Raw genomic sequence first — 20,708 nt, 5'->3', positions numbered from 1 at the left:
ATGATCTCTCCAAAGAAACAATGATCATCAGGATTTTGAGATAGCGGGCCGGATAAACCCTTGGTGTTCTGCCAGTAACCTTTTAGCATCTTCGGCACAGGTTCCCGATAAAATCATCACGATTGCGGTTTTGCAGTGACCGTCACAGGCACTCAGAGCCTGTTCTGCCATTTCTCTGCTGCACTCAGTGGCGGCCATGACAATATTCTTCTGACGTTCGATCAACTTAGCATTGGTGGCTTCTATATCCACCATTAAATTGCCATACACCTTACCCATGCGGATCATGGCCCCGGTTGTGATCATATTCAGCACCAGCTTTTGAGCTGTGCCTGCCTTCATACGGGAAGAACCCGTCACGATTTCAGGCCCCACAACGGGCGTAATGGCGATATCAGCCAACTGCGTCATCGGGCTGTCCGGATTGCAACTGATGCAGGCTATGGTTGCTCCAACCGATCTGGCATATTTCATCGCACCCAACACATAAGGCGTCCGGCCACTGGCGGCAATCCCGACCAGCACATCCTTTTCATTGAAGTGTAGTCCCTTAAGATCCTCTACGCCTGATTGCTGATTATCTTCCGCATTTTCGACTGCCTTCAAAATCGCCTGATGCCCGCCGGCAATTAAACCGACCACCCACTCCGGCTTTGTACCATAAGTCGGGGGACACTCACTCGCATCCAGAATGCCCAGACGCCCGGAAGTTCCGGCTCCGCTATATATCAATCGTCCGCCGTGACGAAATGCCTCGGCCACTTTATCGACCACCCGGGCAATCTGTGGCAGCGTTTCTGCAACGGCCAGCGCCACTTTTTGATCTTCATCATTGATAACGCGCAGCATATCGAGTGTGGATAGCTCATCAATATGGGTACTGGCAGGGTTACGGCTTTCTGTCACCATATTGCTCAGATCGATTTTCATTATTTGTTCCTGTTGTATGTGATGGAAAAGTGAATATGCTATTCATGGGGAGCATGATTATCGTACTGGATTTAATATAAAATTCATTGGATATAAAGATAAAATCTTTCTTAATGTATTTTAATATCAAGATGAATAACGGCGGTATTCACGACACCGTCCGTGTTCTAAACGTCGCCATAGCCACCGCCATGAAAACATTCGACAAGTTTTATCCCCCTTTAATATTCGGCTTTACTGTACGGATGATTATAGGGTGTATGGCCGCCTTCCTGAGGAAGATCACCTTACCGGAAAGACGTTTACCCAACGTATAGAGAGAACTAATTTAACGCATCGTACACGAATCAAAAGGCTGAACCGCAAAACGATGGGTTACTCTGAATCTGAGGAAATGCATAACAAAGTGATAGGCACTTTCATTGAGCGTAAACACTATTTTCAATGCTCAATCTAACCATTTAACATATAACCTACATATCACTAAAACCCAATACATCACCACCATAAAATAACTTACTAATACAGAATATTCTGATATCAAAAACCCTCAAAACTTGAAATAAAAATAGATACTATTTACCAATATCAATATGCAATAAAAACATCATTACTCATACTGACTGTCACTGTAACTGTATTTTTTTAAATTATTTTTACTCGTTTTATGATGGTGTTTACCATTTATAGTTGTATTTAATATAATACTTTTAATTAAAGCTGGGGCTTATTAACACGTAATAAGAGTAAATATAAAAATAGCCATAAAATTAAAGATCTAAAATAGATAATGTAATAAAGTGAATGTGAATTATCTATGGTTTGTTCCAATATACGAGTAAGACAGGTATATCTGCTTTTCTTTATGTCTGTTAATTAAATTACTCACACAATAGTTTAGTAGTATGATATTTTACTTTTAATGGATTTGGTATTCCATAATGTGGGTTGCCAATAGATAAAAGTTATCAATTGATAACTTGCAGGTCATTATTTTTTTCTGGTGATAGTCAAAATTGTACGACATATAAAATAACCAGTAATGTGATTATGTGTATGGTGTATTGGCAGGTATAGATTGAAATTTTCCTCGAGCTGTACCGTCAGTTGTGTATTTGGATTTTTAGTTTCTGTTGCAATTGTTTATGTAGTAAATTAAAATGCCGCATTAATAAATCTTTTGCTAATTGTGCCCTTATTAACTAACATTTTGTTAGTTAACATTTTGACCAGTTGTCCTGATAAAACCTTTAGCAAAACGCTAAGTTAAAATGCTATCACCATGAATCTGTAATGTTTTGTAGCTATTAAACAATCATTGAGCGAGAGAACATGGATATACGCAATCTTGAAGCTTTTATCGTTTTGGCTGAGACTCTTAATTATCATAAAGCTTCAGAGAGGCTTTATCTTTCTCAGCCTGCCTTGACAAAGAAAATACACGGGTTGGAAGATATTCTTGGTGCTTCATTATTCATAAGGGGGCCAAATGGAACGAGATTGACAGACTTCGGGCATAAGACGCTGGAGAATGCCCGAAAATTTTTATCTCACTATGAGCAGTTTAAAAGCAGAGTTCATTTTGATTCAAAGGAAGATATTATCAGGCATTTATATGTTGGATCTTGTTTTCCTATCCATAACTATTCTCAGATAGAAAAGCAGATCGCGGATAAGAAAGGGAATGTCATATTGGCGCTGATGACCGGGCTGTCGGTTGAACAGCAGATCAGTTTGTTGAATGCAGGAATGCTACATGTCGCGGTGATGCCTCTGGTTGCGATAACTCAGTTGGAGCCGAAAAAGATTTTTACTGAAAAATTGATCTATATTTTTAAAAGAAGGAGCCACCTGATACCTAAATTTAGAACGGAGAAAAGTCAATTTGGAAATGGGAATGTTCCGGTTTATTCATCAGAAAAAAAAGATATTGTTGAGTTAACCGATTGCCTTAACGTATTCCCTGTTTATACGGGTGACAGTAAGCATTTGTTATTAAAGACTAATGACATTATGCTCATCATGGAAATGATTACAAAAAATAGTGCATATGCGTGTGTTCCTCAACGTATTATCAGCTCGATCCCTGAGTATTATATGAATTTGCTGGAAATTGTTGAAACGGATAAAAAAATAGAACTCGGCGTAATATGGGGTAAATCAATAGATGATCATCTGATTGATGATGTTGAAAGTTTTTCTGCATTGGTTGCTAATTTGTAACTTGGATTCGCATAATAAGTGCAATTTCTAAGAAAGGCGGTCAGTTGCTATAGTAGGCATCTTTCTTGCCAAAGGAAAATGCGCTATGGCCTATAAACAACTGACCGAAACAGAAAGATATCAGATTTTCAGCCTGAAAGAAGCCGGTTTTTCACAACGGGAGATTTCAAAGTCACTCAATCGAAACCCATCAACGATTAGCCGGGAATTGAGACAAATCGGGAGGCAAAGAAATATACGCCTGAACAAGCTCAGCTTAAGGCCGTAGCGCGCCGACAGTGTGCTACAAAAGCAGTAAAAGTGAAACCAGAGATAGAAATGTGGATCAAACAGTTAATTTGGTAAGATTTAAGTCCTGAACAAACAGTCGGTTATCTCAAAAGGGAAAATATAATATCTTTGCATCATGAAACAGTTTATCGATTGATTTATAAGGATAAACTTAATGATGGTAATTTATGGCAACATCTTAGGATTGCGAAAAAACCGTATCGTAAACGCTATGGAAGTTATGAGCGCAGAGGAAAAATTAAAAACAGAGTCAGTATTGATAAGCGCCCCAAACTTGTTGATAAAAAGCAGCGTATTGGTGATTGGGAAGGAGATACTATCGTGGGTAAAAATCATAAAAGTGCATTATTGACATTAGTTGAACGAAAATCGTTATTTACTATTATAATTAAACTTGAAAATAAAACAGCAGAAGGGGTCGCAAAAGCGGCAACAAGACATTTATCACTGATAAAACATAAAATTAAAACAATGACCTTTGATAACGGCCTCGAATTTGCCGAACACGAACTGATCAGTAAAAATTTAGAGACAAAAATTTATTTTGCTCACCCGTATTCCCCCTGGGAAAGAGGGATAAATGAGAACACGAATGGATTAATCAGAGATTACTTCCCAAAAGGAACTGATTTTAATAAGGTGTCAGAGCGGGAGATTAACCTTGTGGCAAACCGATTAAATAATCGTCCTCGTAAAACACGAGATTACAAAACACCGAATGAGTTATTTAAAGGAATACCCTCTCATTTACTTCGTCCATTACGGTGTTGCGCTTAATATGTGAATCCAAGTAAGTCAGTTAGTAAGGCATCGTTTTACTATTGATCGTTTTTCTCTCGATTGTTGTTATGAAATTTTTTACGGAAATGATATTTGGGAGTTGAGTGGTAAGATTATTCTTAATAAGGAGTCTGAAATGCTAATTAGACGCTCAGGTGTTTTTCAAGTGTAAATAACCTTTCTAGATAAATGAGTTATCATTTTTTACTGTCAATAGAATAGCTGTTCGTCTGCATGTGTTTACTTTTTTGTTTTGTAAACAAGGGCCAGCTTTTTTCAAGATTTGGGCATTGAATATCAATGCCCAATCATTTCCAAAAGTTAAATAAAATAAATTAATTTACTGATTCACGTTAAATGTTTCGCTCATCTGTTCAAGTTGTTCCTGAATATCCAGCCACTCCATTTCCACATCTTCTAACTTGGATTTGGTTTGAGTCTGTTGTTGCAGGCATTCGGTTAATTCAGTTTTGCGATCATTTTCGTAGATTGTGTTATCTGACAGCTTTTCTTCCCATCCGGCCAATGTTGCGCCCAATTTTTCCATCTGTTTTTCAAGGGCAGTAAGTTGCTTGCGTAATGGCTGCGTCTGGTTGCGAAATTCAGCCTCACGCCGTTTTTGATCTTTGCGCTCCTGAGCACTGTAATTTTGAGCGCCATTCATTGAAGCATCAGGACTTGAGGTCGCTTTTTCCTTTTCCTGATTTTCCCGCGTTTGTTGGCGTTGTTGTTCAGTCAGCCATTGCTGGTAGTCTTCCAAATCGCCGGTGAACGGTTCTACTTCGCCATCATGTACCAGATAAAGTTCATCGGTTGTGGAGCGTAATAAATGTCTGTCGTGCGATACCACAACCAGCGCACCGTCGAAATCAATTAACGCTTCAGTCAGCGCCTGTCTCATATCCAGATCAAGGTGGTTGGTCGGTTCATCAAGCAGTAGAAGGTTCGGTCGTTGCCAGACAATCAGCGCTAATACCAGCCGGGCTTTTTCTCCACCGGAAAAACGCCCACTCGGATCGGTTACTTGATCACCTTTGAAGCCAAAGCCACCCAGATAGTCACGGAGCTGCTGTTCTGTTTCCTGTGGTGCGATTCTGACCAAATGTTGCAGCGGGGATTCATCTGCTCGTAGGTATTCCAGCTGATGTTGGGCGAAATACCCGAGTTTGATACCTTTGGCTAAGGCGATCTCGCCCCGCTGTGGGGCAAGTCCACCCGCCAGAAGTTTGATCAGTGTAGATTTACCCGCCCCGTTGCGCCCTAACAGGCCGATACGTGATCCCGGTACGAGATTTAATTTTATCGAATCTAGCACGGTTTTTTCACCATATCCGGCACTGACTTTTTCCATGACCAAAAGCGGGCTTGGCAGGCTGTCTGGCTGGCGAAAGCTGAAACGAAATGGGTTATCGACATGAGCAGGCGCGATGAGTTCCATGCGCTCCAGCATTTTGATACGGCTTTGTGCCTGCTTCGCTTTGGAGGCTTTGGCACGAAAACGGTCAATGTAGCTTTGCAGGTGAGTAACTTTTTCCTGCTGGCTTTGATACAGAGCCTGTTGCTGGGCAAGTTTAGCCGCGCGTTGCCGCTCAAAGGAGGAGTAGTTGCCGGTGTATTCAGCCAAGATCAGCTGTTCAATGTGCAGGATTTTATCAATGATCGGATCGAGAAAGTCCCGATCGTGAGATATCAGAATCAAAGTGCCGGTATAGTTTTTCAACCACTTTTCGAGCCAGATGACCGCGTCTAAATCCAGGTGGTTGGTCGGTTCATCGAGCAGCAGCAGGTCGGAACGACAAATCAGCGCTTGAGCCAGATTGAGCCGCATACGCCAGCCACCGGAAAATGAACTGACTGACTGTTCTAACTTGGTTTGGGAAAATCCCAGGCCATGCAGCAGGCTGGATGCTCGTGCACGAATTGTCCATGCCTGAATGGTATCAAGCTGGCCGTGAAGATGGGCAATGGCGTGACCGTCATTCTGTTCATTGGCGATTTTCAGCTTCTGTTCGAGTTGTCGGAATTCACGGTCACCGTCTATCACATATTCCAGTGCTGAAATTTCCAAAGCCGGCGTTTCTTGATTCACCCACGCCAGCGCCCAGTTGTTGGGAAATGTGACGGAGCCATTTTCAGACTGGAGTTCACCTTTCAGTAATGAAAGCAGGGTAGATTTACCACAGCCATTTTTACCCACCAATCCCACTTTTTGACCGGGATTGATGGTTGCGCTGGCATTGTCCAGTAGGACGCGAATGCCGCGACGGATTTGCAGAGATGAGAAAACAATCATAGAGGTTGTCTGTTATAGAGTATGTTAAGTTAATAATTACACGTTGTATGTATTCGATTTGATCGCCTGATATGCATGGTAGCGGAAAAGAGGTGTCCTGACACGTCCCGGGGGAATGATGCTATTGCCGCCTAAAATATTGCTGTTATATATCCATCCAGAACCACAGATCTCTGTGGCTAATAATGTTTTGCTACAGCCCGTGCGGGCGTTGGAGCATGTTACTCTTCACGACCTATACGGCTGCTATCCCGATTTTTTTATTGATGTGCCGTTAGAGCAGAAATTGCTGCGTGAGCATGAAATCATTGTTTTTCAGCATCCATTATATACTTATAGTTGCCCTGCTTTACTGAAAGAGTGGATGGATCGTGTGTTGAGCCGTGACTTTGTTAGCGGATCAGAGTTGGCGCTGACAGGTAAATATTGGCGCTCTGTCATCACCACAGGAGAACCCGAAGGCGCTTACCGGAAAGGTGGGTATAACCTCTATCCGATGGAAGAAATTCTCCGTCCTTTCGAATTAACGGCATCGATGTGTCATATGCATTGGTTATCACCCATGATCATTTATTGGGCCAGGCGCCAACGACCTGAAGTGCTCGCCAGTCACGCGAAGGCTTATCGGAAATGGCTGAAATCGCCTTTGTCTTTGGGAGGAATGTAATTATGGAGAATTCAGCGCTGTTAAGCGCCGGAACACTGTTTTTGTCTGCTGCTGTTGTGGCTGTTCCCCTTGCCCAGAAATTCAAGATTGGGGCGGTATTAGGTTATCTGATCGTCGGGATTGTGCTTGGCCCGTGGGGGCTGGGGTTTATCAAGGATGTCGAGGAAATTCTGCATTTCTCTGAACTGGGTGTTGTTTTCCTGATGTTTATCATTGGCCTTGAGCTGAATCCGGCAAAACTCTGGCAGCTCAGGCGATCTATCTTTGGTGCGGGTACTGCTCAGGTTGTATTGACTGCGCTGGTGCTGATTTTATTCCTGTGTCTGACGAATTTTGCATGGCAGGCTGCCGTTATCGGTGGAATAGGCCTTGCTATGTCATCGACAGCCATGGCGCTACAGTTGATGGAAGAGAAAGGAATGACCGATAGTGAAGGCGGGCAACTCGGTTTTTCTATTCTGTTGTTTCAGGATATAGCTTTGATCCCCTCTCTGGCTCTGATCCCTCTGCTGGCTGGCAGTACGGCATCGAGTGACTGGTATCGGGTCGGGCTGAAATTTGTTGCTTTTGCGGGCATGTTGCTGGGAGGGCGTTATCTGCTGCGCCCACTGTTTCGGTTAGTAGTGAAATCTGGTGTCAGGGAGGTGTTCACGGCAGCAGCGCTGTTGGTGGTGCTGGGAGCAGCGATTTTCATGGAGGAACTGGGTTTTTCAATGGCGCTCGGGACTTTTATTGCTGGGGTTTTGTTGGCTGACAGTGAATATCGCCATGAGCTGGAAATTTCTATTGAGCCATTTAAAGGGCTGCTGCTGGGGCTATTTTTTATTTCCGTCGGAATGTCCTTGAATATGGGCGTATTGTTGACTCATTTGTCAGGGGTATTGTTCAGTGTTTTGGGGCTGGTTCTGATAAAAACTTTCATACTGTATGTGATCGGCAGGTTTGCTGGTCTGAAAAAAGCATCGTGTTTTCAGTTTTCCGGCGTGCTGAGTCAGGGCGGGGAATTTGCATTTGTTTTATTCTCAACGGCACTGGGGCAGAGAGTGCTGGATCAGAATCAAATGTCACTTTTGCTGGTTGTCGTCACATTGTCGATGATGACGACGCCTCTGGTGATGCAGTTGATCCAAAGTATTTTGGCTCGGCATTATAATGCTCAGGAAGAAAAAAGCAGTGAACAGCCATTTGTGGAGGATAATGAGCCGCAAGTGATTCTGGTGGGATTCGGCCGTTTTGGGCAGGTAGTGGGGCGCCTTCTGATGGCGAATAAAATCCGGATCACGGTATTGGAACGTGATGCCAGCGCCATCAGTACGCTGCGTCGTTATGGCTATAAGGTGTATTATGGCGATGCGAGAGAGCGGGAACTGCTGCGTGCTGCGGGAGCGGCAAACGCCGAGGCTATCGTGATTGCCAGTGATGAACCGGAAGAAACCATGGCGATAGTACATCTGTGTCAGAAGCATTTTCCTCAGCTGCATATTATTGCGCGGGCGAGAGGGCGTCTGGAAGCTCATGAGCTGTTGCAGAACGATGTCAAAGATTTCAGCCGTGAAACGTTTTCCAGTGCCCTGGAGCTTGGTCGTAAGGCATTGATTAAGACTGGAATGCATCCACATCAGGCTTATCGTGCACAGCAGCATTTCCGACGACTGGATATGCGTATGTTGCGTGAGCTGATGCCTCAGTTACATGGCGATGTGGCGCAGATATCCCGTGTGAAAGAAGCCCGCAGGGAATTGGAAGAACTGTTTGAACGGGAAATGCTTAATGAGCGTCGCCGGCCGGAAGGCTGGGACGAATATAAATAGCAATGGGGGTGAGTCATGTCAATCAGTCGTAAACGTTTTATTGCAGGAGCGGTTTGTCCCAAGTGTCAGTCGCGGGACACACTGGCGATGTGGCAGGAAAATAAAGTCGATATTGTGGAGTGTGTTCATTGTGGGCATGTGCAGCGGCAAACCGATGAAACCGTGGCGCCTCATGTTAGAGAGCAGGAACAGGTTATCGGTATCTTCACACCACAATAATTAAATATATGAACAACAAATAATGGATAAATTTTGCTGTCGCTAGGTACAGATAAGTAGAATTCCGTTACAATCAGCAGCATTTTTTTAGCCGTAAAAATTTTCCCTCACGGGGTTTTTTCCCCTCGGGTATGTAGGAGATGTCATGAAAGTAGCACAAGACTTGGTGGTCAGCCTGGCTTATCAAGTAAGAACAGAAGAGGGTGTTTTGGTTGATGAGTCTCCGGTGAGCGCACCGTTAGACTATCTGCATGGCCGTGGTTCTCTGATCAGCGGTTTAGAGAAAGCGGTGGAAGGGCGTGAGGCGGGTGAACGGTTTGATGTTAGCGTCGAAGCAAATGATGCGTACGGTCAGTATGATGAAAATTTAGTTCAACGTGTACCAAAAGATGTTTTTGTTGGTGTTGATGAATTGCAGGTGGGTATGCGTTTCCTGGCTGATACAGACATGGGACCTGTGCCAGTTGAAATTACCGCTCTGGAAGGTGATGAAGTTGTCGTTGACGGCAACCACATGCTGGCTGGACAGAATCTGAAATTCAACGTTGAAATCGTTGCTGTCCGTGAAGCGACCGAAGAAGAATTGGCTCACGGCCATGTGCATGGTCAGGGTGGCTGTGGTGATCACGACCACGATCATGATCATGAAGAACATGCATGCTGTGGCGGCGGCTGCCATTAATCGTTAAGCAGAAAAAGGGAAGCGCAGATGAGCTTCTCTTTTTTGTGTTCCCGCCTTCCTTGGCAAGTATTTTTCTGCCTGAAAAGGCGGGAACAGTATTAGTAATGAGGGGGCGGTGTTTCTTCTGAGAGTGGCGCGATGATCGACGACTGGTGGGTTTTCAGGCGTTCGGACATTAACTGTAGTTGTTTTTTGAGCTTTTCAGTTTCTATCTGCTGTTTTCTCACTTCTTTATTTAGTTCTTCAATAGTGACTTCCTGGTAGGCCAGTTTGGTTTCTAACTGTTCAAATTTTTGTTCAAATTCGGATAATAACACTATCTTCCCTCTTATCTTTGGTTAGTTAATTTCGTGTCGGAATGATTATTTTAATCAAATTGGCACTATAATACTCAAAACATTCTATAAAAGAGGGTTGCCATGAAACCTTTTTGTTTTAATGGTTCTGAAGCCAATGTATGACGAGTATTGTGTTCGGTTTCCGCAGACAGTTATAGTGAGTTCGTTCACGTAGCTTTGCGGACGGTGAATCCCAAAAAACTGATTGGAGAATAGGATGAAATCATTGTTAAAAACAACTTTATTGGCAGCGTCACTGGCGATGGCATTTAGTGTACCGCAGGCATTGTCTGCTAATACAGAAAACGAAGTAAAACTGAATAGTGCGTTTAAAACAGAAAATCAGCAAAACGCTTATGCATTGGGTTCTTCTCTGGGCCGCTACATGGGCGCTTCGTTAAAAGAGCAGGAATCGCTCGGTATTAAGTTAGATCAGTCTCAGTTATTGGCTGGTGTTGAAGATGCATTAAAGGATAAAAGCAAACTGAATGATCAAGAAATTCAGCAGATCCTTGGCACTTTTGAAGCTAAAGTGAAAAGTGCAGCACAGGCCAAGGCAGAGAAAGAAGCCGATGAAAATGCTGAAAAAGGGACTAAATACAGTCAGCAGTTTGCCAAGACATCGGGGGTTGTAAAAACTAAAACCGGGCTTCTCTATAAAATAGAGAAGGAAGGGAGTGGTAAAACACCAACGGAAAAAGATACGGTGGTTGTAAACTACAAAGGAAGTTTGATCGATGGCAAGGTGTTCGACAGCTCCTATGAGCGCAAAGAACCCCTGACAATTGGTTTGGATCGTATTATTCCCGGCTGGAAAGAAGGTTTACAGCATGTGAAAAAAGGCGGGAAAATCACTCTGGTCATTCCACCGGATTTGGCTTATGGTAAGACAAGTCTTCCTAGTATCCCTACTAATTCTACTTTAGTCTTTGATATTGAATTGCTGGATATCAAGCCGGCTGCCAAGGCAAAATAATTTCCACAATAATTAGACGTAATGTGATAGCAGGGGCTGATCAGATAGCCCCTGTTTTGTTATCTCGGTATTTATCTCGACTTGGTAAGTAATAAACCATGACGACAGAAAAATAATTTTAGCTATTTATTATTTTTTAACGGTATTAAATGAAATAACTTTTTCATATTTCAGGTATATTGAGTATAAAAGCTGTGATAAAACTCTGCGGTCTGTGCAGCAAGGGCTTGACGGCAATTCAATGTGGTTTTAACGTCATTATTCTGAATAGAACACAGAACATTTAAAATGTTTTCTGTTAAGTTGCATTAATGTGATTTTATAATAAATCTCGCCCTGATATTTTCGGTGAGGCAAAGTCTGAGCTTGAAGGATGGTGTATTGCATGTCTACCCCACTATTATCCGGTGATAACAGTGATATTGATTTACTGGAAAACCAACCGTTCAGTGAAACGGATCATGAAATTTTAAAATCTTACGAAGCTGCTGTTGATGGTTTGGCTATGCTGATTGGTGGGCATTGTGAAATTGTTCTTCATTCACTGGAGGATCTTAAATGTTCAGCTGTCAGAATAGCTAATGGTGAGCATACCGGCCGTAAAATTGGCTCTCCCATTACGGATTTGGCATTACGGATGCTGCACGATATTACAGATGAAGACTGTAATGTTTCCAGAGCGTATTTCACGCGGGCAAAAAGCGGTGCATTGATGAAATCCGTCACGATTGCCATTCGTAATCGCTCTCGTCGGGTCATTGGGCTTTTGTGTATTAATATGAACCTGGATGTGCCTTTCTCTGAGATTATTCAAACCTTTATTCCTGAAAAAACGCATGAGGTGTCTTCAAACGTTAATTTTGCCTCTTCAGTAGATGATCTTGTGGCACAGACACTGGAATTTACTATCGAAGAAGTAAACGCTGATCGCAATGTTTCCAATAATGCGAAAAACAGACAGGTTGTCCTGAATCTCTATGAGAAAGGGATTTTTGATATTAAAGATGCGATTAATCAGGTTGCTGATCGTCTGAATATTTCTAAACATACCGTATACCTTTATATTCGCCAGTTTAAAAATGGTGAATACGCAAGTTCGGAGAAATAATGTCATCGCTGTCTTATTGCCTGTTGGTAACTGGACCGGCTTATGGTACTCAGCAAGCCAGCAGTGCCTATCAATTTGCTCAGGCGCTGGTTGCTTCAGACCATAAACTGCACAGCGTGTTTTTTTATCGCGAAGGTGTCCAAAATGGCAATCGACTGGTGGCTCCCGCCAGTGATGAGTTCGATCTGGTCAGGGCGTGGCAGGCAATGGCTACCCAGCACCAATGCAACTTGTTTATTTGTGTTGCTGCGGCATTGCGTCGCGGTGTCGCTGATGAACAGCAGGCCAACGAACTCAATCTGTCTGCCGCGAATCTGGCGGATGGGTTTGAGCTTAGTGGATTGGGCTCGTTGGCCGAAGCCATGATGCTGTGTGATCGCGTGGTACAGTTTTAGGAGCATACCTAGTATTGAGGGTTCTGATGAAAAAAATCGCCTTCGTTTTTACTGAAGCTCCCCACGGATCTTCTGCTGGCAGGGAAGGGCTGGATGCGCTGCTTGCAACATCGGCATTGACTGAGAAAATCGGTGTATTCTTTATTTCTGATGGCGTGTTCCAACTGTTGACCAATCAGCAGCCAGAGACAATTCTGGCGCGTGATTACATCTCAACATTTAAGATACTGCCCCTGTATGACATTGATAAATGCTACATTTGCCTCGATGATTTGAACGCTCGGGGAGGCAGCCCAGCAAGCGATCTTGTGCTGGAGGCGGAATTTCTCCCGGCGGCTGCAATACGTGAAGTACTATCAGAATATGATGTTGTGTTGAAATTTTAATCTATTGCGGAGGGGTAACATGTTATATACTGTGAGTCGCTCACCTTACCATGATGATTTCAATGCAATGCTGAGCCTTGTTTCTGATGCAGATGATGTTCTGTTAATGCAAAATGGCGTGCTGCTGGGGATCAATGACAATCGCTATCTGGCTGAATTGATCCGTACGGGAGCCGGTGTTTATGCTTTGCAGGAAGATCTGACTGCACGGGGGCTTGTTGAGCAGATTTCAGACCGTGTACAGGTGATAGACTACAAAGGCTTTGTTAGCTTAACAGCGAAACATCCGCAAAATTTTGGCTGGTAGACATTATCTGAACTTTGTCAGTAAATACCTTGTCATTGCAGGTATTTTACCAGCATAGAAAAGCTGTATATTTCTTGACACCTCGTCAAGTCAGCAATAAAATTCCGCGTCCTCATGTTTTGTCATGATGGCTGACAGAGGATAAAATCCGTGTTTACGAAGCAAAAAAACCAGGAGTTTTTTTAATAATGGCAACTATTAACCAGCTGGTTCGCAAATCTCGTAGCTCGAAAGTTGTGAAAAGCAACGTTCCTGCTCTGGAAGCTTGCCCGCAGAAACGTGGCGTATGTACTCGTGTATATACTACCACCCCTAAAAAACCAAACTCAGCATTGCGTAAAGTATGCCGTGTTCGTTTGACTAACGGTTTCGAAGTTTCTTCCTACATCGGTGGTGAAGGCCACAACTTGCAGGAACACTCCGTTATCCTGATCCGTGGCGGTCGTGTAAAAGACTTGCCAGGTGTGCGTTACCACACTGTTCGCGGTGCACTGGACTGTTCCGGTGTTAAAGACCGTAAGCAAGGTCGTTCTAAGTACGGTGTGAAGAAGCCAAAGGCTTAATGGTTCTCCGTTAAGTAAGGCCAAACATTTTTCACTTTAATGTCAAAATAAACTCATAGAGTTTTGGACAACCCTGAAATTCGAAACGGAGTATTTCCATGCCACGTCGTCGTGTAATTGGTCAACGTAAAATTCTGCCAGATCCAAAGTTCGGATCTGAATTGCTGGCCAAATTCGTGAATATCCTGATGGTAGACGGTAAAAAATCTACCGCAGAAGCAATTGTATACAGTGCGCTCGAGACCCTGGCTCAGCGTTCTAGTAAAGGTCATCTGGAAGCATTCGAGCTGGCGCTGGATAACGTGCGCCCGACTGTCGAAGTTAAGTCCCGCCGTGTTGGTGGTTCTACCTATCAGGTTCCAGTTGAAGTTCGTCCGGTTCGTCGTAATGCTCTGGCAATGCGTTGGATCGTTGATGCTGCTCGTAAACGCGGTGATAAGTCGATGGCTCTGCGCCTGGCGAATGAATTATCTGATGCGGCTGAAAACAAAGGCACTGCTGTTAAGAAACGTGAAGACGTTCACCGTATGGCAGAAGCTAACAAGGCGTTCGCACACTACCGTTGGTAATTCCTTCGTAGTGAATATGTTCTGGGTAGCTTCTCGGGGCTACCCGTTCTCAAAATTGAACGCCCACGAGAGAGGAAAACATGGCTCGTAAAACACCTATAGCACGTTACCGTAATATCGGTATCAGTGCTCACATCGACGCCGGTAAAACCACGACAACTGAACGTATCCTGTTTTACACAGGCGTGAACCATAAAATTGGTGAGACTCACGAAGGTTCAGCGACAATGGACTGGATGGAGCAGGAGCAGGAGCGTGGTATCACAATCACGTCTGCTGCGACAACTGCATTCTGGTCTGGTATGGCTAAACAGTATGAGCCACACCGCGTCAATATCATCGACACCCCAGGCCACGTTGACTTCACTATCGAAGTAGAACGTTCCATGCGAGTTCTTGACGGCGCAGTAATGGTTTACTGTGCAGTTGGTGGTGTTCAGCCGCAGTCTGAGACTGTATGGCGTCAGGCTAACAAATACAATGTTCCACGTATCGCGTTCGTTAACAAAATGGACCGTATGGGGGCAAACTTCCTGCGCGTAGTAGAACAGATCAAAACCCGTTTGGCTGCGACCCCTGTTCCACTTCAACTGGCAATCGGCGCTGAAGATACCTTCACCGGCGTTGTTGACCTGTTGAAAATGAAAGCGATCAACTGGAGTGAAGCAGATCAGGGCGTGACTTTCGAGTACGAAGAGATCCCTGCTGACATGGTTGAGCTGGCTCAGGAATGGCACCAGAACTTGATCGAATCCGCTGCAGAAGCATCAGAAGAACTGATGGACAAATATCTGGGTGGTGAAGAGCTGACTGAAGAAGAAATCAAATCAGCTTTGCGTAAGCGCGTTCTGGCTAGCGAGATTATCCTGGTTACCTGTGGTTCTGCATTTAAGAACAAAGGTGTTCAGGCGATGCTGGATGCAGTTATCGATTACCTGCCAGCGCCAACTGACGTTGAGTCTATCAAAGGCATGCTGCCAGACGGTAAAGATACCCCGGCAGAGCGTCATTCCAGCGATGAAGAACCTTTCTCGGCACTGGCGTTCAAAATCGCGACTGACCCATTCGTGGGTAACCTGACTTTCTTCCGTGTTTACTCTGGTATTGTTAACTCTGGTGATACAGTACTTAACCCAGTGAAAGACCGGAAAGAACGTTTTGGCCGTATCGTTCAGATGCATGCTAACAAACGTGAAGAAATCAAAGAAGTCCGCGCAGGCGATATCGCTGCTGCGATCGGTCTGAAAGATGTCACTACAGGTGATACTCTCTGTGACCTGAACTCTCCGATCATTCTGGAGCGTATGGAATTCCCAGAACCAGTTATCTCTGTTGCCATCGAACCAAAAACTAAAGCTGACCAAGAAAAAATGGGTATCGCTTTAGGCCGTCTGGCTCAGGAAGACCCATCATTCCGCGTAACCAGTGACGAAGAAACTGGTCAGACTATTATCGCGGGTATGGGCGAACTGCACCTTGATGTTCTGGTTGACCGTATGCGTCGCGAATTTAACGTTGAAGCGAACGTAGGTAAACCTCAGGTTGCTTACCGTGAAACTATCCGAAATACTGTTGAGCAGGAAGGTAAACACGCTAAGCAGTCAGGTGGTCGTGGTCAGTATGGTCACGTTTGGATACGTGTTGAGCCTCTGGAACCAGGTGGCGAAGGTTACGTGTTCGAGAACGCAATCGTCGGTGGTGTTGTTCCTAAAGAATATATTCCAGGCGTAGATAAAGGCGTTCGTGAACAGCTGAAAGGCGGTGTTCTGGCTGGTTATCCAATTGTTGACGTTAAAGTTACCCTGTTTGATGGTTCTTACCATGACGTTGACTCCTCGGAAATCGCCTTTAAAATTGCTGCATCCATGGCATTTAAAGAAGGCTTCATGAAAGCGAAACCAGTTCTGCTGGAACCAATCATGAAAGTTGAAGTGGAAACACCAGAAGACTACATGGGCGACGTCATCGGTGACTTGAACCGTCGCCGTGGTATGATCGAAGGTATGGATGATCTAGCAACGGGCAAAATTGTTCGTGCTCAAGTACCATTATCTGAAATGTTTGGTTATGCTACTGACCTGCGTTCTCAGACCCAAGGTCGTGCTTCTTACTCCATGGAGTTCTTGAAGTACAACGAAGCGCCTAGCAACGTCGCTCAGGCTATTATCGAAACTCGTAAAGCTAGATAAGTTTTCGGGTTTACTATCTTTTGGCTCCCTTATTTTCGTGATGAGGGAGCGATATTAAGGAATAGAGTCGTGTCTAAAGAAAAGTTTGAACGTAAAAAACCGCACGTTAACGTTGGTACTATCGGCCACGTTGACCACGGTAAAACTACCCTGACTGCAGCAATCACCACTGTTCTGGCGAAAACTTACGGCGGTAGCGCTCGTGCATTCGATCAGATCGATAATGCACCAGAAGAAAAAGCGCGTGGTATCACCATTTCTACTTCTCACGTAGAATACGATACCCCAACTCGCCACTATGCGCACGTTGACTGCCCAGGCCACGCCGACTATGTTAAAAACATGATCACGGGTGCTGCTCAGATGGATGGCGCAGTTCTGGTTGTTGCTGCAACTGATGGCCCAATGCCACAGACTCGTGAGCACATCCTGCTGGGTCGTCAGGTAGGCGTTCCATACATCATCGTGTTCCTGAACAAATGTGACATGGTTGATGATGAAGAGCTGCTGGAACTGGTTGAAATGGAAGTCCGTGAGCTGCTGTCTCAGTACGATTTCCCAGGCGATGATACGCCAATCATCCGTGGTTCTGCTCTGAAAGCGTTGGAAGGTGAAGCAGAGTGGGAAGCGAAAATTATCGAACTGGCAGATGCACTGGATTCCTACATCCCAGAGCCAGAGCGTGACATTGACAAGCCATTCCTGCTGCCAATCGAAGACGTATTCTCCATCTCTGGCCGTGGTACTGTAGTTACTGGTCGTGTAGAGCGTGGTATCGTTAAAGTGGGTGACGAAGTTTCAATCGTTGGTATCACAGATACAGTGAAAACAACTTGTACTGGCGTTGAAATGTTCCGCAAATTGCTGGACGAAGGCCGTGCTGGTGAGAACGTAGGTGTTCTGCTGCGTGGTACTAAGCGTGACGAAATCCAACGTGGTCAGGTACTGGCTAAACCAGGTTCAATCCAGCCGCACACTCAATTCGAATCAGAAGTTTATATTCTGAGCAAAGATGAAGGTGGCCGTCATACTCCATTCTTCAAAGGTTACCGTCCTCAGTTCTACTTCCGTACAACTGACGTAACCGGAACTATCGAACTGCCAGAAGGCGTTGAGATGGTAATGCCAGGTGACAACATCAACATGATCGTTACCCTGATTGCTCCAATCGCAATGGACGAAGGTCTGCGTTTCGCAATCCGTGAAGGTGGCCGTACTGTAGGTGCTGGTGTTGTTGCTAAAGTGATTGCATAATTTTTTTTATGTGTTCATTCTGGAAGGGCATCGACAGATGCCCTTTTTATACGTTGTCTTAAGAAGAACCTATCTCATCAATAGTTGTCTGATAATGAATGGATCATTACTCAATGGTTGTAGCGAATTATTGGTGAGATAGGCTCTGATACAACGGATGGGCTTTGTTATCATGCAGATACGAAAAGTCCTACTGAATTATGGTGCCAAGTCAGATACAATTACAATTATCTTTGGGTTCGGTCTGATTTGTTTTGCTCTTGCGAGGCAAGCTGGCTATCTATTTACATCATAGTTACAGGTTGGTTTATGAGTGCGAATAGCAATGCTCAAGAAAGCAGGCGTGGTCTTGATATAGCAAAATGGTTACTGGTGGCTGTGCTGCTAGTAGTTGCTATTGTGGGTAATTATTATTACCGGGAGTATAACCTGGCTCTGCGCGCGATAGCCGTCGTGGCTATTGTTGCTCTTGCAGGAGCAGTTGCATTCTGGACTGCGAAAGGTAAAGCCACATTAGCATTTGCCCGTGAAGCCCGCGTTGAAATGCGTAAAGTCATTTGGCCAACACGCCAAGAAGCTCTGCACACAACATTGATTGTTGCAGCGGTGACAGCTGTCATGTCTCTGATTTTGTGGGGGCTGGATGGTATACTGGTGCGTTTAGTTTCATTTATTACAGGCCTGAGGTTTTAAAAAATGTCTGAATCCCCAAAAAAGCGTTGGTATGTCATACAGGCATTTTCTGGGTTCGAAGGTCGTGTTGCTCAATCTCTGCGTGAACATATCAAATTAGATGGTATGGAAGATTCTTTCGGCGAAGTTATGGTGCCGACAGAAGAAGTTGTTGAGATCCGCAGTGGCCAACGCCGTAAGAGCGAGCGCAAATTCTTCCCAGGTTATGTCTTGGTACAAATGGTAATGAACGATGCAACTTGGCATCTGGTTCGTAGTGTACCGCGCGTAATGGGTTTTATCGGTGGTACATCTGACCGTCCGGCTCCGATCAGTGATAAAGAAGTCGATGCTATTATGGATCGTCTTCAGCAGGTTGGTGATAAACCACGGCCAAAAACCTTGTTCGAGCCAGGCGAAATGGTTCGTGTCAGCGATGGCCCGTTTGCAGATTTCAATGGCGTAGTGGAAGAAGTCGATTACGAAAAGAGCCGCTTGAAAGTTTCGGTTTCTATCTTTGGCCGTGCTACGCCAGTCGAGTTGGATTTCAGTCAGGTAGAGAAAGCCTAATCTGATGCTTAATTGAGCAGCCTGGCTTGCAAAGGGTGTGAAATTATCATACAATTTCGCGCCTTTTATTTTTAAGTATTGTTTTTAGTGGCCTGGTCTTTTAGACGGGGCCTGAATCGTTAGGGGAGCCTCTTTTTGAGGCGATAATACCCATATAGAGGAAATATAGATGGCTAAGAAAGTACAAGCCTACGTTAAGCTGCAAGTTGCAGCGGGTATGGCTAACCCAAGCCCACCAGTTGGTCCAGCTCTGGGTCAGCAGGGTGTTAACATCATGGAATTCTGTAAAGCGTTCAATGCGAAAACTGAAAGCATTGAAAAAGGCCTGCCAATTCCAGTTGTTATTACTGTTTACGCAGACCGTTCTTTCACTTTCGTTACCAAAACCCCACCAGCTGCTGTTCTGCTGAAAAAAGCAGCTGGCGTTAAATCGGGTTCTGGTAAACCAAACAAAGAAAAAGTTGGTAAAGTAACCAGCGCACAGATCCGCGAAATCGCGGAAACTAAAGCTGCGGACATGACTGGTGCTGACGTTGACGCGATGATGCGTTCAATCGAAGGTACTGCTCGTTCCATGGGCCTGGTAGTGGAGGGTTAATCAATGGCTAAACTGACCAAGCGCATGCGCACTATCCGTGGTAAAGTTGATGCAACTAAACAATATGACATCAACGAAGCTGTTGCTCTGCTGAAAGAATTGGCAACTGCCAAATTCGTAGAAAGCGTTGACGTAGCTGTTAATCTTGGTATCGATGCTCGTAAATCTGACCAAAACGTTCGTGGCGCAACTGTTCTGCCACACGGTACTGGTCGTTCAGTACGTGTTGCTGTATTTGCTCAGGGCGCAAACGCTGAAGCGGCTAAAGCTGCTGGCGCTGAACTGGTAGGTATGGACGATCTGGCTGATCAGATTAAGAAAGGCGAGATGAATTTCGACGTAGTTATCGCATCTCCAGATGCAATGCGCGTTGTTGGCCAACTGGGTCAAATTCTGGGTCCTCGCGGCCTGATGCCAAACCCGAAAGTGGGTACTGTAACTCCTAACGTCGCTGAAGCTGTACAGAATGCTAAAGCAGGTCAGGTTCGTTACCGTAACGACAAAAACGGCATCATTCACACCACCATCGGTAAAGTTGACTTTGACGCTGACAAACTGAAAGAAAACCTGGAAGCCTTGGTAGTTGCGCTGAAAAAAGCAAAACCATCTTCAGCTAAAGGTATTTTCATCAAGAAAGTTAGCCTGTCTACCACCATGGGTGCAGGTGTTGCGATCGACCAGTCTGGTCTGAACGCAACAGCCTAATTTAGGCTGAAAGTGAATAACGCTTTACCTTAGCGTCAGATTTGTCTAAAATCTGACGCTTAAAATTTGCCTTATATTGTATATAACAACTAATATAAGTCGTTATATAAAACCTATATTAGGTAGAAAACAGTTTTCGGTTGGAGCTTGGCCTAATCCAAGCCCCGTCCAAGACCGCAGGC

Annotated in this window: 21 protein-coding genes and 2 pseudogenes; 20 read left to right on the top strand and 3 right to left on the bottom strand. The window is 44.6% G+C overall.

Features of this window, described 5'->3' with window-relative positions; translation table 11 throughout:
• Window positions 1–27: 27 nt before the first annotated feature.
• Complete coding sequence (gene murQ / locus XBJ1_RS17430) at window positions 28–930, bottom strand: N-acetylmuramic acid 6-phosphate etherase (protein ID WP_012990361.1); 903 nt, start codon at window positions 928–930, stop codon at window positions 28–30.
• Between the two features lie 205 nt (window positions 931–1,135).
• Between murQ and XBJ1_RS20285 the strand changes: the two are divergent.
• The 3 genes and pseudogenes from XBJ1_RS20285 to XBJ1_RS17415 all read left to right on the top strand — a co-directional run.
• A pseudogene (locus XBJ1_RS20285) lies at window positions 1,136–1,387 on the top strand (IS1 family transposase); the annotation flags it as partial.
• Window positions 1,388–2,262: 875 nt separating this feature from the next.
• Complete coding sequence (locus tag XBJ1_RS17420) at window positions 2,263–3,153, top strand: LysR family transcriptional regulator (RefSeq protein ID WP_012990357.1); 891 nt, start codon at window positions 2,263–2,265, stop codon at window positions 3,151–3,153.
• Window positions 3,154–3,238: 85 nt separating this feature from the next.
• Window positions 3,239–4,221 (top strand): annotated as a pseudogene (locus XBJ1_RS17415) (IS30 family transposase).
• 343 nt (window positions 4,222–4,564) lie between these two features.
• Here the strand turns inward: XBJ1_RS17415 and XBJ1_RS17410 are convergent.
• A complete protein-coding gene (locus tag XBJ1_RS17410) occupies window positions 4,565–6,517 on the bottom strand; it encodes an ABC transporter ATP-binding protein (protein ID WP_012990356.1) in 1,953 nt (650 codons plus the stop codon).
• A 118-nt stretch (window positions 6,518–6,635) separates the two neighbouring features.
• On the opposite strand from XBJ1_RS17410, the gene kefG reads away from it, so the two are divergent.
• From kefG to slyD, 4 genes are all read left to right on the top strand, one after another.
• Window positions 6,636–7,184, top strand: coding sequence for a glutathione-regulated potassium-efflux system ancillary protein KefG (gene kefG / locus XBJ1_RS17405; protein WP_012990355.1), 549 nt, complete (start codon window positions 6,636–6,638; stop codon window positions 7,182–7,184).
• A gap of 2 nt (window positions 7,185–7,186) precedes the next feature.
• Window positions 7,187–8,995: a glutathione-regulated potassium-efflux system protein KefB gene (gene kefB, locus XBJ1_RS17400; RefSeq protein WP_012990354.1), complete on the top strand. Its 1,809-nt coding sequence runs from the start codon at window positions 7,187–7,189 to the stop codon at window positions 8,993–8,995.
• A 15-nt stretch (window positions 8,996–9,010) separates the two neighbouring features.
• On the top strand, window positions 9,011–9,214 hold the full coding sequence (locus XBJ1_RS17395; protein ID WP_012990353.1) for a YheV family putative zinc ribbon protein: 204 nt from the start codon (window positions 9,011–9,013) through the stop codon (window positions 9,212–9,214).
• A gap of 145 nt (window positions 9,215–9,359) precedes the next feature.
• Window positions 9,360–9,896 carry a peptidylprolyl isomerase gene (slyD, locus tag XBJ1_RS17390; RefSeq protein ID WP_012990351.1) on the top strand — a complete coding sequence of 179 codons (537 nt, stop codon included), beginning with the start codon at window positions 9,360–9,362 and terminating at the stop codon, window positions 9,894–9,896.
• 98 nt (window positions 9,897–9,994) lie between these two features.
• On the opposite strand, the gene XBJ1_RS17385 is transcribed toward slyD, so the two are convergent.
• Window positions 9,995–10,213 carry a SlyX family protein gene (locus XBJ1_RS17385; protein ID WP_012990350.1) on the bottom strand — a complete coding sequence of 73 codons (219 nt, stop codon included), beginning with the start codon at window positions 10,211–10,213 and terminating at the stop codon, window positions 9,995–9,997.
• 238 nt (window positions 10,214–10,451) lie between these two features.
• On the opposite strand from XBJ1_RS17385, the gene fkpA reads away from it, so the two are divergent.
• From fkpA to rplA, 13 genes are all read left to right on the top strand, one after another.
• On the top strand, window positions 10,452–11,210 hold the full coding sequence (gene fkpA / locus XBJ1_RS17380; RefSeq protein ID WP_012990349.1) for an FKBP-type peptidyl-prolyl cis-trans isomerase: 759 nt from the start codon (window positions 10,452–10,454) through the stop codon (window positions 11,208–11,210).
• 385 nt (window positions 11,211–11,595) lie between these two features.
• A complete protein-coding gene (locus XBJ1_RS17375) occupies window positions 11,596–12,318 on the top strand; it encodes a helix-turn-helix transcriptional regulator (protein WP_012990348.1) in 723 nt (240 codons plus the stop codon).
• On the top strand, window positions 12,318–12,713 hold the full coding sequence (gene tusD, locus XBJ1_RS17370; RefSeq protein WP_012990347.1) for a sulfurtransferase complex subunit TusD: 396 nt from the start codon (window positions 12,318–12,320) through the stop codon (window positions 12,711–12,713). The genes XBJ1_RS17375 and tusD overlap by 1 nt, the downstream gene beginning before the upstream one ends.
• Before the next feature lie 26 nt (window positions 12,714–12,739).
• A complete protein-coding gene (gene tusC / locus XBJ1_RS17365; protein WP_012990346.1) occupies window positions 12,740–13,099 on the top strand; it encodes a sulfurtransferase complex subunit TusC in 360 nt (119 codons plus the stop codon).
• A gap of 19 nt (window positions 13,100–13,118) precedes the next feature.
• Window positions 13,119–13,406, top strand: a complete 288-nt coding sequence (gene tusB / locus XBJ1_RS17360; RefSeq protein WP_012990345.1) for a sulfurtransferase complex subunit TusB — start codon at window positions 13,119–13,121, stop codon at window positions 13,404–13,406.
• Window positions 13,407–13,594: 188 nt separating this feature from the next.
• Complete coding sequence (gene rpsL, locus XBJ1_RS17355; protein ID WP_004246896.1) at window positions 13,595–13,969, top strand: 30S ribosomal protein S12; 375 nt, start codon at window positions 13,595–13,597, stop codon at window positions 13,967–13,969.
• A 98-nt stretch (window positions 13,970–14,067) separates the two neighbouring features.
• Complete coding sequence (rpsG, locus tag XBJ1_RS17350; protein WP_012990344.1) at window positions 14,068–14,538, top strand: 30S ribosomal protein S7; 471 nt, start codon at window positions 14,068–14,070, stop codon at window positions 14,536–14,538.
• Between the two features lie 80 nt (window positions 14,539–14,618).
• Window positions 14,619–16,727, top strand: a complete 2,109-nt coding sequence (gene fusA / locus XBJ1_RS17345; RefSeq protein ID WP_012990343.1) for an elongation factor G — start codon at window positions 14,619–14,621, stop codon at window positions 16,725–16,727.
• Window positions 16,728–16,796: 69 nt separating this feature from the next.
• Entirely contained in the window at window positions 16,797–17,981 is a 1,185-nt protein-coding gene (tuf, locus tag XBJ1_RS17340) for an elongation factor Tu (RefSeq protein WP_012990342.1), read from the top strand.
• 309 nt (window positions 17,982–18,290) lie between these two features.
• Window positions 18,291–18,674: a preprotein translocase subunit SecE gene (secE, locus tag XBJ1_RS17335; protein ID WP_012990340.1), complete on the top strand. Its 384-nt coding sequence runs from the start codon at window positions 18,291–18,293 to the stop codon at window positions 18,672–18,674.
• Between the two features lie 3 nt (window positions 18,675–18,677).
• Window positions 18,678–19,223 (top strand): transcription termination/antitermination protein NusG, encoded by a 546-nt coding sequence (gene nusG / locus XBJ1_RS17330; protein ID WP_012990339.1) that lies wholly within the window; start codon window positions 18,678–18,680, stop codon window positions 19,221–19,223.
• 169 nt (window positions 19,224–19,392) lie between these two features.
• The gene (rplK, locus tag XBJ1_RS17325; protein WP_010848553.1) at window positions 19,393–19,821 is read left to right on the top strand and encodes a 50S ribosomal protein L11; all 429 of its coding nucleotides are present in this window, start codon (window positions 19,393–19,395) and stop codon (window positions 19,819–19,821) included.
• Window positions 19,822–19,824: 3 nt separating this feature from the next.
• The gene (gene rplA / locus XBJ1_RS17320) at window positions 19,825–20,526 is read left to right on the top strand and encodes a 50S ribosomal protein L1 (RefSeq protein ID WP_012990338.1); all 702 of its coding nucleotides are present in this window, start codon (window positions 19,825–19,827) and stop codon (window positions 20,524–20,526) included.
• Window positions 20,527–20,708: the final 182 nt, after the last annotated feature.

The sequence above is a fragment of the Xenorhabdus bovienii SS-2004 genome (genome assembly GCF_000027225.1).
Classification (GTDB): Bacteria; Pseudomonadota; Gammaproteobacteria; order Enterobacterales; family Enterobacteriaceae; genus Xenorhabdus; species Xenorhabdus bovienii_C.
This window is presented reverse-complemented; position numbering and strand designations above follow the sequence as displayed.